Source organism: Vibrio sp. 10N, from assembly GCF_036245475.1.
In the GTDB taxonomy this organism is placed as follows: Bacteria; Pseudomonadota; Gammaproteobacteria; order Enterobacterales; family Vibrionaceae; genus Vibrio.
On record NZ_BTPM01000002.1, the window covers coordinates 870,489 to 885,372 of the forward strand.

The 14,884-nt window shown below is 45.8% G+C and carries 12 protein-coding genes; 6 read left to right on the forward strand and 6 right to left on the reverse strand.

Annotation, left to right across the window (positions count from 1 at the left end; translation table 11 throughout):
• The first annotated feature begins 151 nt into the window (after positions 1–151).
• The 3 genes from AAA946_RS20060 (at position 152) to AAA946_RS20070 (ending at position 2,769) form a co-directional block, all read left to right on the forward strand.
• Positions 152–910: a hypothetical protein gene (locus tag AAA946_RS20060; RefSeq protein WP_338166527.1), complete on the forward strand. Its 759-nt coding sequence runs from the start codon at positions 152–154 to the stop codon at positions 908–910.
• A gap of 10 nt (positions 911–920) precedes the next feature.
• On the forward strand, positions 921–1,697 hold the full coding sequence (locus AAA946_RS20065) for a hypothetical protein (protein ID WP_338166528.1): 777 nt from the start codon (positions 921–923) through the stop codon (positions 1,695–1,697).
• Between the two features lie 145 nt (positions 1,698–1,842).
• On the forward strand, positions 1,843–2,769 hold the full coding sequence (locus AAA946_RS20070) for a LysR family transcriptional regulator (protein ID WP_338166529.1): 927 nt from the start codon (positions 1,843–1,845) through the stop codon (positions 2,767–2,769).
• Positions 2,770–3,601: 832 nt separating this feature from the next.
• Here the strand turns inward: AAA946_RS20070 and gltS are convergent.
• The 3 genes from gltS to AAA946_RS20085 form a co-directional block, all read right to left on the reverse strand.
• Positions 3,602–4,828, reverse strand: coding sequence for a sodium/glutamate symporter (gltS, locus tag AAA946_RS20075; protein WP_338166530.1), 1,227 nt, complete (start codon positions 4,826–4,828; stop codon positions 3,602–3,604).
• A 111-nt stretch (positions 4,829–4,939) separates the two neighbouring features.
• Complete coding sequence (locus AAA946_RS20080) at positions 4,940–5,965, reverse strand: hypothetical protein (protein WP_338166531.1); 1,026 nt, start codon at positions 5,963–5,965, stop codon at positions 4,940–4,942.
• 33 nt (positions 5,966–5,998) lie between these two features.
• On the reverse strand, positions 5,999–7,360 hold the full coding sequence (locus AAA946_RS20085) for an anaerobic sulfatase maturase (protein WP_338167207.1): 1,362 nt from the start codon (positions 7,358–7,360) through the stop codon (positions 5,999–6,001).
• Between the two features lie 201 nt (positions 7,361–7,561).
• Here AAA946_RS20085 and AAA946_RS20090 point away from each other — a divergent pair, with 201 nt between their 5' ends.
• The 3 genes from AAA946_RS20090 (at position 7,562) to AAA946_RS20100 (ending at position 11,170) form a co-directional block, all read left to right on the forward strand.
• Positions 7,562–8,371 (forward strand): formylglycine-generating enzyme family protein, encoded by an 810-nt coding sequence (locus AAA946_RS20090; protein ID WP_338166532.1) that lies wholly within the window; start codon positions 7,562–7,564, stop codon positions 8,369–8,371.
• A 20-nt stretch (positions 8,372–8,391) separates the two neighbouring features.
• On the forward strand, positions 8,392–10,116 hold the full coding sequence (locus tag AAA946_RS20095; RefSeq protein WP_338166533.1) for an alkaline phosphatase family protein: 1,725 nt from the start codon (positions 8,392–8,394) through the stop codon (positions 10,114–10,116).
• Positions 10,117–10,222: 106 nt separating this feature from the next.
• Positions 10,223–11,170 carry a LysR family transcriptional regulator gene (locus AAA946_RS20100; protein ID WP_338166534.1) on the forward strand — a complete coding sequence of 316 codons (948 nt, stop codon included), beginning with the start codon at positions 10,223–10,225 and terminating at the stop codon, positions 11,168–11,170.
• A gap of 76 nt (positions 11,171–11,246) precedes the next feature.
• On the opposite strand, the gene AAA946_RS20105 is transcribed toward AAA946_RS20100, so the two are convergent.
• Genes AAA946_RS20105 through AAA946_RS20115 form a run of 3 tightly spaced genes read right to left on the reverse strand, consistent with a single transcriptional unit; the run spans position 11,247 to position 14,831 of the window.
• Positions 11,247–11,984 (reverse strand): glutamine amidotransferase-related protein, encoded by a 738-nt coding sequence (locus tag AAA946_RS20105; protein ID WP_338166535.1) that lies wholly within the window; start codon positions 11,982–11,984, stop codon positions 11,247–11,249.
• 7 nt (positions 11,985–11,991) lie between these two features.
• Positions 11,992–13,488 carry a CoA-acylating methylmalonate-semialdehyde dehydrogenase gene (locus AAA946_RS20110; protein WP_338166536.1) on the reverse strand — a complete coding sequence of 499 codons (1,497 nt, stop codon included), beginning with the start codon at positions 13,486–13,488 and terminating at the stop codon, positions 11,992–11,994.
• A gap of 5 nt (positions 13,489–13,493) precedes the next feature.
• Complete coding sequence (locus tag AAA946_RS20115) at positions 13,494–14,831, reverse strand: aspartate aminotransferase family protein (protein WP_338166537.1); 1,338 nt, start codon at positions 14,829–14,831, stop codon at positions 13,494–13,496.
• Positions 14,832–14,884: the final 53 nt, after the last annotated feature.

Below are 14,884 nucleotides of genomic sequence, written 5' to 3' on the forward strand. Positions count from 1 at the left end.
GACATTCATTTCTTACATCAAAAAACTGAATATAAAATTTACGACATAGCAAAGACATCTGTTTTTATGTCTCTGTAATATCGCATGACGGCCTAATTGGAACTGGCCTTAAACACTCACCAGGGAGGGTATATAAAAAGTAGGAGTTATTATGAAAACAATCAATTCAGTTAAAGTAGCAACTATCGCATCCATTCTATCTCTAGCATTTAATACTGCGGTCGCTGAAGAATATCAAGATATGTCAGACCCACTTGCAGTCTATTCACAAGCAGGAGTTGGGGTCACAAACAAAGGCCTAAACTTCAAGTTCGGCCAGGCTTATGACACCAACAACGAATCCACAATGGCAATGCATGTCCTTGAAGCAAAAGGGTTTGCAGCTGATACCCTTGGATTAAAAGGAAATGATAGCTTCGATTCTCTTCGTTATCGCCACTTTAATGTCAATATGCAAAACGGCATTGGCTCTCAAGTGGACATAAACTGGGACTTCAATCAAAAGCTAGGCTCAGCCTCATACTCCATGATTCAAGCACTCCCTGCTATGGGAGCGATTCAGGTCTACCCCTTAGCAGGCATCGGAGTGAATATCGCGGACGTTGATTCGGCTCTATTAGTCGATGAAAGAGAACCTTTCGGATCAATAGGTTATGCTATCCCGTCTAGTTTTGGTTTGCTAGGCTTCTATTCGAAAATAGAGATATCCGACCAAGTCTGGTTGAACTACAACCCTATGTACACAACTCAATTGGGTGGTGTTGAAGCATTAAGCAGTTTATATGGTTGGCAGCATGAAGTTGCCGCAAGCTATCAAATAGACACTCGAAGCAATATCCGAGCATTTTGGAATTTTGGTGAAGCAATAAACGGCACTGATTTCAGAGTCGAATATAACTATCAATTTTAGGGTTATCGCCATGGACGGCGAACATATCAGAAGTATCAATCCTAAAAAAACCGATTATAAATATATTGGGAAACTAAATATGATATTTAAAAAGAAACTTGCTTCTCTCTTATTTTCCATCATAGCGCTGCAGGTAACGGCCTATGAACTAGTTGATGAAGAGAAAAACCAAGAAGACCCTACTAAAATAGTGACAAGAGTTGGCGCTGGCTATAACGGAGAGTTAACACTTAGTGGTTCGTTGGGGCTGGATGAAGCCAGAATGCTCAGCGGTAATATTAATTCCGACGCTAGTGAATGGCGCATAGGCGGATCTTGGCTGTTTAGCAAGGGGATCGTGAACTTCAACTTCAAGAAAAATCAGTATGATAGCGGCGGTGATAGTACGAGCTACAACTTAGGTACATTCGTGCCTCTCAGCGTTTTCGGTGTGAAGCCAGCTGGCTGGCAACTTTTTCCGGCCTTTGGGTATAACTACACAGAGGGACGCACGGCAGTTCCTACTACTCACTCATACCAAAGTCAGTTATTAATGGTACCAATAGAAAGTCATGGTGCGTATTTAGGAATGCTCGCTCTTAAGCCAATAAGTAATGGCTTAACACTGATGTTAGGTGGCGGAGGAAGCGCAGGTAGTAATAACACGAATAATGGTTATCTTGGTGGTGGCGTGAGCTATCGAATCGATGATAACCAATCAATAAACAGCTTTGGCATTGTCAGTAATAGCTCACAATTTGGTTCAAAAAGCACCCTGTCAATTAACTATCGATACGAGTTCAATTAGTTAGTCAACCTCTATACTCTATCGCTCTATGGTACACACAAAGGTTACTCTCCTCTATCCAACCAATCGCTACTTTATTGGACTCTGTGCAATACGTTTAACTTCATGATAACCTGACATAGTTATCATGAAGCAAGGATTGCCTATGAAAGAGTCGGAGATGTTAAAACTCGACTTTAATTCTCTAAAGTTGCTCAAAATACTGGGCGAAGAGAAGAATACCAAACGAGCTGGCGAGCGACTTTTTATCAGCCAACCTGCAGTAAGCAAGTCACTAAGAAAGCTTAGAGAGCAGTTCAACGATCAACTGTTTTTGAGACAAAAGCATGGGTTAGAGCCGACCCCCAAATGTGAGCAGTTGCTTCGGCAGCTTCCCGATGTCTTATCAGGACTGGAAGCAATATTTGAACAAGGTAGTAGTTTCAACCCGGAGGACTACTCTGGTGAAATCAATATTCACATCAACACTGTACTCTGCTACCCACTAATGGAGCCCTTATTCAAAGCTCTCACTAAAACCGCACCCAATGCAACGATCGTCATCCAAAACTGGTCTCACGATACCGAAGTTAAAATCAAAACCAACCAAGTAGACCTAGGTATTAATTTTATGCCTTTAGGTATTACTAAAGAGATCGTGCAGCAACATGTTGTTGCCGCTCAGTTTAAGCTTTGTTGCTCTACCGAACATCCAATGAGTAGAAAAGGAAGCATAACCCCACAAGATGTCGGAAGCATGCCGTTAGCATTAATGTTAATGCCTGATTACCACCAAGGGGAAGCATTTGCAGAAACCTATTTGAGAGCGCGGGACATTGAGCCTAGAGTATTATTACGAACAGACAAAATAGATCTATGCTATCAAGCAGTGCGTAAACACCACTGTCTTTTTCCTGTCAGCCATATTGTTAGACACTCTATTCCAGAAAATATGACGCTACTTGATATAGAGCATTTTGAAGATGGACCAGAATTCTCCATTGGTGTTTTTTTTGCTCATCGCTCCCGACATTCACCGTATCTAACTTGGTTAAAAGGGCTTGTTTTCGACACGATAAAGCACCTAAGCTAACGACCGTACAACATGCCCCTCCTTCGGTGAAGGAAGGACAAAGCACACGTATCTTTCCAGAAAGACCTTCATGGACTTAGAGCACAAACCGAGCTCATTTAAAATGATGTCAACAGGGTTCGCACATCATTAGTCGCATTAAATATGTAGGTTACGATGTTTATGGACAGAAATAGTCTACGTCCGCTCGTTTTTAACATGCCCCACGTAGCCGTCATCCTCACGAAAGTGAGGATCTCCCACCACGTGTAGGCAACTGAAAATATTCGATTAAGTCACGTAATTCAACTTTTCAACGCGCTAAATAAGATCCCCTTTTTCAAGGGGATGACGGTGATTTTTGGTATGGCTTGAAGCACCGAATGGGGCAAAGACGTGTTTGCCGAGATAGGCGTCAGCACGTCCTTCGACAGAAGTTCTCTACATCCCTTCATTTCTAACATACCCCCATATAGCCGTCATCCTCACGAAAGTGAGGATCTCTCACCGCGTGTAGGCAACTGAAAATCTTCGACTAAATCACGTAAATCAGCTTCACGATGCGCCGAATGAGATCCCCTTTTTCAAGGGGATGACAGTCATTTTTTAAGATGGTGTGAAGCACAAAATGGGGCAAAATCGAGTTTAACTTAGAGGCCATCGCACGCTCTGATTAGATTCCTACCTGCTCAGGAATAACGCAATATTTTGCTTTGTGGTGCAGTAACTGCTTTGAGACTTTATACTTGTTCGCCATAAAAAAGGAGCTCTAGATGAGCCCCTCCTACTCTCAACACCACCATGTTGCAAAGCCTTACAACCTAGGCGTATTTTCTTTGAGTTCTGAAATCGCTTAAGCCAAAACCCCCATAAAGTAAGGAATAATGAACGCATTCGCTAAGTCAATAAAGAACGCACAAACCAGCGGCACCACAATAAACGCTTGATGCGAGTTACCGTACTTCTGTGCCACGGCCGACATATTGGCCATTGCGGTTGGGGTCGAGCCTAGTGAAATACCACCAAAGCCTGAACAGATAACTGCTGCATCGTAGTTTTTACCCATCGCTGGGAAAATGATGAACAGGTTAACCAAAATCGCGACCACAAATTGTGCGCCGAGAATGGCAAATATCGGTCCTGCCAAATCTACTAGTGTCCACAGCTGCATACTCATCAATGACATCGCTAAGAACGCACCCAGCGACATGTCGGCAATCAACGCCACTGCGGGTTTATTGGATGGCCATTTTGTGCCTGTAATGCGCGGATAGTTGTGCGGAACAATGTTCGAAAGGATGATACCTGCAAACAGACAAGTCACGAACAGAGGCAGTTGTAACCCAAGATACTCTACCCCTTCATTAAGGAACACACCGACAATAATACAGGTATGAATGGCGAGCATGGCATCAAGGAAATCATAAGAAGTGATTTTCGGCTCTGGTTTGTTGTCAGCAACACCCACATCTAAGTGTTGTTCTTCAGCAGGCTTCAGGTCATAACGTTTGATCAAGAACTTAGCGATTGGACCGCCCATGATACTGGCCAGAATCAAACCAAAGGTCGCACTCGCAATACCAATTTCCATCGCTGTATTGAGGGCAAACTGCTCTTGAATTTTTGGTGCCCAAGCAATTGCGGTACCGTGGCCGCCAATCAGCGATACCGTACCACTGAGAAGACCTGCTACCGGCTCCAAACCAAAGGCCGTTGCCACGGTAATACCCGTGACGTTTTGGATCAGCATATAGCCGACGGTGATGGCGAGCAAAATAATGAGTGGCTTACCACCTTTCATCAAGTCGCCTAAGCTGGCGTTAATACCAATGGTGGTGAAGAAGTAGACCAAGAGCACGTCGCGCGCCATCAAATCAAAAGAGACTTCGAGCGACGTTGCCATATGGAAAAGTGCGAACAATACCGAGAAAACAATACCTCCCGATACTGGCTCTGGGATACTAAACTCCTTTAAAAACCCTACAACCTGATTAAGCCTGCGCCCCACAAACAATACAATAATACCCATGGTTACCGCTAAAAAAGAATCGATATGAATCACACCGTCTTCAATAATCATAGTACCTACATCCTGTAACAATTTAATAACTACAGGATGCCTGTATTCAGTATGCTATCCAACTCTTTTGTGGTGAATTTTTTATTTTGTTACATATAGTTGAGAAACTGCTCAAAGATTTTGCTTCGCTTTTAATTGCTCAATCACGTACGGCGGTGCCACCTTGCCTAGCTCTTCTAAACATGCCTCTGATTTCGCATTGCTGTGACGAACGTACATATCGCACACCGCATAAAGCTGCTCTGGTGCGCCTGAGATCAAATAGGCTTGCTCAAACGATTGAGTCGCTTTTGCTACATCTAATGGCTCTTGTAATACTCCATTCAAATACCAGTAGTAACTGTTCTCCGGCGCGAGTTCTGTCGCCTTCTCTATTGCGCTCGCAGCTTCTGGTTTATTCTCCATACGAACCAAAGTCAGCGCTTTCGCATATTGAAGCTGTGCTGAAGCATCGTCACGTTCGATAGCTTGGTTCAGTACATTTAGCGCCTGTTTATCGTTAGATTGGGCGCGATAGTTATCAGATAAGCTAAGTGATGCTTGTGTCGTCAACTCCGGATCATCTATGAGTGCAAGATACTGCTGCTCTGCCTTCTCCCACTGCAACTGCCAGCGATAAACGTCGCCCAATAGTAATTGACTGCGCTTGCCTGATTGTCTTTCAAGGTACGCGGTTACCGTAGGATAAATCTTATCAATCGCCTGTTGCTGTTCTTCAGCCATGGTCGAGTAATCTGGTAATAAGTTAATTACCGCCGCTATTTTTACCGACTCTTCACCATCAGATAGCAAAGGGGATACTAGCTTCCATCGATATTCAAATTGATAAGGTTTTGCACCGACTATTCCTGCCTCCCTGACATCAGGGTTACTGTCTTTCAAAGCACGTGTAACCGCCACCAACGCATTCTGATTTGGGTATTGGCTGAGTTCATGCAGTGCATCGACACGCGCTTCTGCGCTTTCTGCTTGGTTTTGTGCGACATAAGACAAACGTTGAATGCGCTGTTCGGTAGACTCTTGCGCAGAAGACACCGCCTGCGCGTTGGATTCTCCGATAGCGGTATTATTTGCAATTGCGTAATGGCTGAATGATGCCAGTAATAGGCCTGTCAGCGCCAAAGGTTTGATATTCATGATTCGCTCCTAAAATGGATACTGAGTGGCTTGTTAGAACTTTGGATTAAAGCCGGTTGCATTGGTCGTATTGGCGCTGTGCACAACACTTTGCATGGCCATCTTTCTTTGCTCAGCGACCGCTCTATCACTAAACTTGCCATGGGCCACAGGATTTCCAGTTGCTCGTAGTATGTACGCTAACGCTTTGTCTGCATGAGAGAAAAACTTTTTCCATCCCGCACACAGATAGTTCAAACCAGGCTCTCCATTTCGAGTTTTGATGAAGCGATTTTTTGGACACTCTCCGTAACAAGCGAACTGGTAGTCACATTGCTGACATTGGCTCGTCAAAGTACGAGACTTTGCAAAACCAAACTCTTGCTGGCCTTTGCTGTAAGCCATATTTTCTAGGCTATCGGTATTAATATTGCCAATCTTGTATTCTGGGTAGACATAGTGGTCACAGCTAAACACGTCTCCATTTGGCTCCATTGCCAACCCTTTTCCGCACAATGAACCAAGTGTACAAAGCGGGTTTTTACGCCCCATCCATGTCTCGACACTGGCTTCAAAATACTGAACAAACACCTTACCAATGTCTTTCTGGGCCCATTCATCGAAGACTGCGATAAGAAAGTTACCCCAGGCCTCATCCGATACACACCAAGGCTCCATAATAGAGTTAGCATTACCTGGAATAAGACGCTTATCGCCTTGTCTTAACTGCTCACTCGACTGTCCTGTCTGAGGCGCATCGGTACGAAACGTCTTTTGCTCAACAATAGGAATGAACTGCATTTGCGGCGAACGAACTTCATCGCGCAAAAAGCGGTAAACCTCTAGCGGGTTTTGGCTAGTTAGATTGTTCACACAGGTCAGAGTGGCAAAGCTTACTTTGTATTTATGTAATAGCTCGACGGCCTGCATAACTTGCTTGTGAGTACCACGACCCGCTCGGTTAGTGCGATACGCATCGTGCAACATTTGTGGCCCATCAATACTTAAGCCGACGAGGAAGTTGTGCTTGGCTAAGAACTCACACCATTTGTCATCTAACAAGGTGCCGTTGGTTTGCAAATCATTGGAAATTTTCACACCTGGTGGCTGGTACTTCGCTTGTAGTTCGACGATTTTTTGGAAGTAGTTCAGGCCAAGCATGGTCGGTTCACCACCCTGCCAAGAGAAGATGATCTCCGGGGTGTTCTGACCTTGAATGTAGTTTTTGATGTACTGCTCAAGCATGGCTTCATCCATTTCTGGAGAGCAGCCTTTCTTATATTCAAGCAAGTCTTGTTTGCTCAAGTAATAGCAGTAGTTACAGTCGATATTACACACAGCACCGATCGGCTTCGCCATCACGTGCATTCGCTTAGAGGGTCTTCCTTGAAATTGTGGTCCTTGAGTTAGCTGCATCGGAGACTCGGCGTTAGAAGAAGATGCCATAGGAGATGTGGTCGCGTTAGCGCTAGAAACCATAGAAATAGACCTTATATCGGATAACGAGGCCAGTGTACCCGATGAGCAATGAGGCCATCGTTATAGTACATATAACCAAAAGGAAAGTGCTCAACGGTTACCATTTCATGGATACTTTTGACCAAAAGAGCTACCTACATGAAGCATCACACAGAGGACAAGCAGGCATGGAATGCGACCAAACTATTAGTAGTCTTCGCTATCATCGCGCTGCCTATCCTACTCTCTGGCTGCGCTGCTAAGCCAGATCATCCAATCGCCCTCAAAATAAACCAAGACATGGTGCTGATTGAAGGTGGTGAGTATGTGATGGGGTCAGACGCTCCGGAGGCAGCAAAATCTGAGCGCCCTGCTCACCCAGTGAAAGTGGACAGCTTCTACCTTTCCAAATTTGAAGTCACTCAAGAGCTATTTGAATCCGTTATGGGTTCATCGATGAGCTTTTTTGCCGACCCTAACGTACCTGTGAACAACCTAAGCTGGCAACAAGCTAACTACTTTGTCGAGCGTTTAAACGAACTAACGGGTGAAAACTATCGCCTACCTACCGAAGCAGAATGGGAATTTGCCGCAAAAGGAGGAAACGAGTCTAAGGGCTACACCTATGCAGGTTCTAACAACATTGACGACGTCGCATGGTATGTCGGAAACGCAAACAATCGCGCTCATCCTGTAGGACTTAAACAACCAAACGAACTTGGCCTCTATGACATGACAGGTAACGTCGGCGAATTCGTTCAAGATGCCTTTGATGACGGCTTTTACCGTTTTTCTCCTGTCGATAATCCCAACAATGCCAAACACTCCGACTCTGGTTTGTCACATAAATCCGTTCGTGGTGGAAGCTTCTCCTATGATGCTGATGAATCGGAGAATTTCCGTCGTGACTTTGCCAGCCAATCTATAATTATGTCGGACATGGGATTACGTCTGGCAAAAGATCACTAACGTCTTGGCAAGGAACCTGTATGAAACATACCCACAATATAACTTCCCGCGTAACACGCGCTCTACTAGTGACAGCGTCACTCAGTGGTGGGCTTTTGCTGCCCACCATTGCACACGCCGAGGCTAACCAGCCGAAACTGGTAGTACAGATCACCGTAGATGGATTACGTGCCGATCTCATTGAGCGCTACAAACACAACTTTGGCCAAGGTGGCTTTCGTTACCTAATGGACGAAGGCGTCTATTACAAAAACGCCAACTATGAACATGCCAATACCGAAACCATTGTCGGCCACGTCTCCCTAGCAACGGGCGCGCCACCAGCAGTACATGGGATGGTGGGCAACGTCTGGTTCGATCGCTCGCTTGACCGACTGGTTTATAATGTCGAGGATCCTAATTACGCGATGCTCGCCACGGGAGCCGGTGTCGATAAAGCAACGGAAATCGACCCGACTCAAAAAGCCGCCGCCGGTGACGGACGCTCTCCATACCCTATCCTGTCCACCACCTTTAGTGATGAGCTGATTATCTCCAACAACGGCCAGTCTCGTGTGTTCTCGGTATCCATCAAAGATCGCGGCGCAATCTCTTTAGCAGGCCATAGCGGCAAAGCGTTTTGGTTCTCAAAAGCACAGTCAGAGTTCGTTACCAGTAATTACTACTACGACAGCAACCCACAATGGCTAAATCGTTGGAATGAAAAAGCGATCCCTAACCGCTATTCAGGGCAACGTTGGGAGCTCTCGCTGCCTAAAGAAAGCTACTCTTTACAAGAACGAGCTAAAGACCACAAAGTGGACATTGGTGGCTTTGCACGCACCTTCCCGCACCCATATGGACCTGCGTCATACAAGTACTACTCGACCATGCTAACTGTTAGCCCTGCGGGTGATGAGATCACGGCAGAATTTGCTAAAACGCTAATGGCGCAAGAGAAACTGGGAACTGGCTCCGCAACCGACTTTTTAGCCATCAGCTTCTCTTCTAACGACTACGTAGTGCATTTGTATGGTGCCTCAAGTTTAGAGACTGAAGATAATTTAATTAGGCTCGATAAAAACCTAGCGGATCTGTTCAGCCATATCGACAATTCCGTAGGGCTAGACAATACGCTAATCGTACTTTCTGCTGACCATGGCGTACCAGAAGCAGCACCAACGCTAAATACATTAGGGTTTAGACAACCGTTTTACTTCAAAAAAGATGCCCTACTCACTCAAGAGTTGATGAGCAAGTTAAAGAGCGAGTTCGGATTGGGTGAAGAAGTCATTAAGCTTTACGCACAGCCATACATCTACCTAGATCATGACTTGATTGCCAAGAAAAGCCTATCACTGAGTGATGTTCAGAAGCTCATCGCAGAAGAAGTGATGAAAGTGAAAGGTGTTGCCGCAGCAGTGACCAGTGAAGACATCGCTAACAATCGCGTAGCGGATTCTCGCGTCAATCAATTGATTCGCAATAACTATCACCCACTGCGCTCAGGCGATGTGTACATGGTATTTGGCTCGCGTACTTACATCAACGATATGGACGGCCTCACCATTGCGTCAACGCATGGCTCACCTTGGCGATATGATACTCATGTGCCGGTTATCTTTGCGGGTAACAAACTGGAAGCTGAAACCATAAGCCGCCCGGTCACGCCTTATGATATCGCGCCTACGCTTTCTGGCTACTTAAACATCAGTGCGCCAAGCGGTGCAACCGGCAATATCCTTGAAGAGGTTGTCGATAACTAGCGTTCATTGAAAGGGGCGTTTGATTTAGATAAATCAAACGCCCCTTTCATTCTTTATACCCCTTAACTATTATGTCTACGAATCATTTAGTTAAGGCAGCAAATCCATGTCCATTACCCAACAACTTAAACTGTTTGTCGATGTCGTCCAACAAGGGTCGTTCGCCAAAGCTGCATCGTTAAACAATATGGACAACTCTTCGCTTTCCAAACAAATCAAAAAGCTCGAGCAACACCTAGGTGTTCAATTACTCAATCGCTCAACACGTTCTTTTTCTCTAACCTCTGCCGGCGAAGATATCTTGGCTGAGGCCTACCAGCTCATTGACACACTCGATAATATCAAAAACATTGCAGACTCCTACCAGTCTGAGCCGAAAGGCGTCATTCGTATTGTTTCTGCCATGTTCCTAGGCCAACAATACATCCAACCTGTCGTAACGCGATTTATGCGCAAATACCCCAATGTTCAAGTTGTCCTGCATTTAGACGACCGGCGTACCGACATCATTGCCGATCACTATGATGTGGCTATTCGAATGGGAAAATTGGACGACTCTAACCTCATTGCGAGAAAAATTGCCAAATCTAACTTTGCCGTGATTGCATCAAAATCGTTTATCGACGCTCACGGCAAACCCACAACACCAGAAGCACTGATTAATTTACCTGCCATTATTTACAACAACGGCACAGTTTGCCTCGATACGTTTAAGATGAGCACAGAACCTAATGGCGGCGAGCTTCGTTCGTTTAAGATGCAAGGCAACTACAAAGTCAGTGACGTGCGTACCCTAATTGCGGCTGTGCGCGATGGTTTGGGTTACGCAGTGATTGATTTGTTCAACCTAGAAAAACCTATTGATGAGCTAGGGCTGGTGCCTCTACTTACCGACCATACTCTGTCGACCCTCGATAAAGGTATCTACGCCCTCTATCCGCATAGAAAACAAACACTACTGGTTTCAGAGTTTATCAACGAGCTAAAACTCGCGATTGGTGAGCCGGCTATTTGGGAAAGCTATATTCCTGACTATCACTTAATGTACAAATAGGTCTGATGTTTCTTCATTATTACAAATCAAGATAGACATCAGACCTATTGGAGAGGCTTATACTCAAGAAAAGTCATCAGACCGCTTGCTGCAAACGCTCTGTGCTTTTCCCTTGTTGTGCCATGACAAAGAAGTTATCGATCCAGTGCAAAATAAGCGCTGAGTCTTGTGGCTGAGCTAAATCAACAAACGCTTGCTGATAATGCTCTGGCGTGAGGAGTTGCTGACGTTTTTCCACCAACTTCTGGGTAAACGCCGCGCTAAACTCTGGGTGGCCTTGAACCGTAAAGATATGATTATCTTTTACTAACATGAAGTTAGGACAAAACTCATTACCTGCGATCACCGTGAGCGCTTTAGGAACAATCGTGACCTGATCTTGGTGACTGACCAATAGCCTTGCACTGTCTACCGACAGACTCATCCACTTCTTTTGCGCCTGCATCTGCACTTCATAGCTTCCTAGTCCCCAACCTTTATCGGACTTTTGCACCTTACCGCCCAGTGCTCTCGCGATCAGTTGATGACCAAAGCATATACCCACCAATGGCTTGCGCTGCGCTTCGCAACGTACAACCCAATCCACCAGCATGAGTATCCACGGGTGATTGTCGTACGCGTTATGCACACTGCCTGTGATGATAAAACCATGGCACTCATCCAATGCAGGCAACACACCTTTGGTGGCATCATAGTCTTGAAACGTAAAGTCACGATTGATCTCGACCAACGAGCCCTCAATCATCTCAGCGTATTGACCATAATCGGATAACGGTGGATCTACATGACCACAAGTAATAATCCCTATCTTCATTCATCACCTACTTCATTGTTGGCATTACAAATTCACTTTCACGTTGCCCTTTTGGCCATCGTGCTGTCACTGTCTTCATACGAGTATAGAAGCGAACACCATCATTGCCATGCACATTCAGTGGGCCAAAAATAGAACGTTTCCAACCACCAAAGCTGTGGAACGCCATTGGGACCGGAATTGGCACATTTACACCCACCATTCCGATTTCAACTTTTTCTGCAAAATCGCGAGCTGTATCGCCATCACGGGTAAAGATCGCCGTGCCATTGCCAAACTCATGCTCATTAATAAGCTCTAGAGCGTGTTGGTAATCCTTCGCTCGAACCACAGAGAGTACTGGCCCAAAAATTTCTTCGTTGTAGATGGTCATATCTGCGGTGACGTTATCAAACAGCGTACCGCCGACAAAATAACCCGGCGCACCCGTATCGATATCTCGACCATCGACTACCAGTGTCGCGCCTTGGTCAACACCCGTTTGAATGTACTCACGCACCTTATTCATGTGTGGCTCACTGACCAATGGCCCCATTTCGTTCTCTGGAGAAACGCCAAGCCCAGGACCGACTCGCAGTGCTTGCACTTTTTCTTTTAGAGCAGCTACCAACTTATCCGCCGCTTCATCACCCACTGCGACCGCTACCGAAATTGCCATACAGCGCTCGCCCGCCGCGCCATAGGCCGCGCCCATAATCGCGTTCGTTGCGCCCTCAAGATCGGCGTCTGGCATAACAACTAGATGGTTTTTCGCACCGCCAAGTGCCTGAACGCGCTTACCATTAGCACTGCCTTTTGAGTAGATCGCTTCCGCTATTGGTGTCGAGCCAACGAAGCTCACTGCCGCAACATCAGGCGCTTCGAGTAGCGCATCAACAACCTCTTTATCACCTTGGACAACATTGAATACGCCATCTGGCAAACCCGCTTCTTTTAGTAATTTTGCGAGCATTAACGAAGCACTCGGATCTTTTTCTGAAGGCTTAAGAATAAAGCTATTACCGCAAGCGAGAGACACAGGGATCATCCAAAGCGGCACCATTACAGGGAAGTTAAACGGCGTTATCCCTACACAAACACCTACAGGTTGCATCATGGAATAGCTATCAATTTCACGACCAACATTTAGCGAGTGCTCACCTTTAAGTAGGTGTGGAATACCACAAGCAAACTCTACGACTTCCAAGCCTCGAGTTAGCTCACCCAGCGCATCACTATGAACCTTGCCGTGTTCGGTCGAAATCAATGTTGCCAACTCATCGGCATTGTCTTCCAATAGAGCTTTAAAACGAAACATAACGCGAGCACGTTGCAACGGCGGAGTGGCTTGCCAATCAACTTGTGCTTTTTTGGCAACCTCGACGGCCGCCAAGGCTTCTTCTGCGCTAGAAAGCTGAACTTGCCCTCTTAGCTCGCCATTGGCAGGATTAAACAAATCGGCGCTTCGCTGGCTATTACTTTCAACAATCTCGCCATTAATAAAGTTTGATACCAAAACTGACATAAGTTTTATTCCTTGTATTCAATATTTTGTAGAACATCGGCAATAAGCGTAAACAGATCATCAATATGCTGTTTTTCAATAATCAAAGGAGGTGACAGTGCAATGATGTCGCCCGTCACCCGAATCAGTGCGCCTTTCTCGAAACACTTGGTAAACACCTGATAAGCGCGAGAACCGGGTTTACCTGCAATACCTTCGAGCTCAATGCCCGCGATTAATCCGTAATTACGTAGATCTTTCACATGAGGTAAGCCCTTCAGGCTATGTACCGCTTGCTGCCAGTAGTCAGCAAGATCCGCCGCTCGGGTATAGAGGTTTTCATTGCGATAGATATCCAAGGTAGCGAGACCCGCCGCCGCCGCGACTGGGTGACCTGAATAGGTGTAACCATGAAACAGTTCAATAGCTTGACTGTCTGGAGCAACCATTGCTTGGTAAATCTCATCGCTAACGAACACCGCTCCCATCGGGATAGCGCCGTTAGTCAGCCCTTTAGCCGTGGTGATAATGTCTGGCTTAACATCAAATTCTTGAGCAGCGAATGGGCTACCAATACGGCCAAAGCCAGTAATCACTTCGTCAAAAATGAGCAAAATACCATGTTGAGTACAGATCTCGCGTAGACGTTTTAAATAGCCTTTCGGCGGCAGAATCACCCCTGTGGAGCCAGCAATTGGCTCTACAATCACAGCAGCTATATTGCTCGCATCATGCAAAGTAACGATGTTATTGAGACTCTCCGCCCAGCCCGGATCGTAATCCGGCAAGCCATGACTAAAGGCGCTATGCTCGATACTTAATGTATGCGGCAAGTGGTCAACGCCAGTAAGTAAGCTACCAAATGCTTTGCGATTATTAACAATGCCCCCAACGGAGATACCACCAAATCCTACTCCGTGGTAGCCACGCTCTCGGCCAATTAAGCGAGTTCTTGTGCCTTGCCCTATCGCACGCTGATAAGCGAGCGCAATTTTTAAAGCGGTATCAACAGACTCTGAACCCGAGTTTGTGAAAAACACTCGATTCAAGCCAGACGGGGCTATCTCAGCCAATTGTTCTGCAAATTGAAACGGCAGCGGGTGCCCCATTTGAAACGTTGGCGCAAAGTCCAAATTATGAATTTGGCTTGCCACCGCTTCACTGATCTCATGTCGGCCATGCCCTGCGTTACAACACCAAAGTCCAGCAGTACCATCAAGGATCTTTCTTTTATCTTCTGAGGTGTAATACATCCCCTCAGCGGATACCAACATTCGCGGTGACGCTTTAAACTGCGAGTTTGCCGTAAAAGGCATCCAAAAAGCGTCTTTATTGGTTGATTGGTCGCTTACTAGCGAATCCATGCTTTTATTGTTCGTCCCATGCATAGTGCACCCCAACGGTCATAGTTGAACTG